Annotated in this window: 1 protein-coding gene; it reads left to right on the plus strand. The window is 68.2% G+C overall.

Going from position 1 to position 1,174, the window contains the following annotated elements; translation table 11 throughout:
* The coding region (locus ABD378_RS07915; protein ID WP_344519778.1) for an acyl-CoA carboxylase subunit beta at nt 1-1,007 on the plus strand (1,007 nt) is incomplete at its 5' end.
* Nucleotides 1,008-1,174: the final 167 nt, after the last annotated feature.

Raw genomic sequence — 1,174 nt, forward strand, 5'->3', positions numbered from 1 at the left:
CGGGCCCCGACGTGGTGAAGACGGTCACCGGCGAGGACGTCGGCTTCGAGGACCTCGGCGGCGGCAGGACGCACAGCACGAAGTCGGGAAACGTGCACTACCTGGGAGCCGACGAGGAGGACGCCCTCTCCTACGTGAGGGTGCTGCTTTCGCACCTGCCCGACAACAACGCCTCCGAGGCCCCGGTCTTCGACGCCATGGACTGGACGGGCAAGCCGCTGGTCGACCGCGCCCCGCTGGACCTCGAGAAGAAGCTGAACTCGCTGATCCCGGACTCGCCGACCGAGCCGTACGACATGCACGAGGCGATCGAGGGCGTGGTCGACGACGGCGAGTTCCTGGAGGTCCAGGAGCTGTTCGCGCGGAACATCCTCGTGGGCTTCGCCCGCATCGAGGGCCGCAGCGTCGGCGTCGTCGCCAACCAGCCGCTGCACTTCGCCGGCTGCCTGGACATCGACGCCGCCGAGAAGGCGGCGCGCTTCGTGCGGACCTGCAACGCGTTCAACGTGCCGATCCTGACGTTCGTGGACGTGCCCGGCTTCCTGCCCGGCACCACCCAGGAGTGGAGCGGGATCATCCGGCGCGGCGCGAAGCTGATCTACGCCTACGCGGAGGCAACGGTCCCCATGGTCACCGTGATCACGCGCAAGGCGTACGGCGCCGGGTACGACGTGCTGGGCTCCAAGCACCTCGGCGCCGACGTCAACCTGGCCTGGCCCACCGCGGAGATCGCGATCATGGGGGCGCAGGGCGCGACGAGCATCGTGCACCGCCGCCGACTGGCGCAGGTGCAGGCCGAGGGCGGCGACATCGAGGCGGTCCGGGCGGAACTGGAGCGGGAGTACCAGGACCGCTACTGCACGCCGTACGTGGCGGCCGAGCTCGGCTTCATCGACGGGGTCATCACCCCGTCGTCCACGCGTACGCACATCGCCAGGACCCTGCGCGCGCTGCGCAACGAAGCGGTCCCCGCACCCCGGATTCACCGGGGCAACATCCCCCTGTGATCCCGCCCGGCGAGATCAATTGCTCACCCATCGATAATGCGGCCGGCCGCCGCATCACGACTGTGCACTTTTGAGTGCAAGGCGTGAGAATTTAATATGCGGACCATCAGGGCGGCGCTGGTAGCGTGAAATGTATTCCGGCGGAGGAATTCTATCCGCGGGCTTCG

It is taken from the genome of Streptomyces rectiviolaceus (assembly GCF_039533825.1).
Lineage (GTDB): Bacteria > Actinomycetota > Actinomycetes > Streptomycetales > Streptomycetaceae > Streptomyces > Streptomyces rectiviolaceus.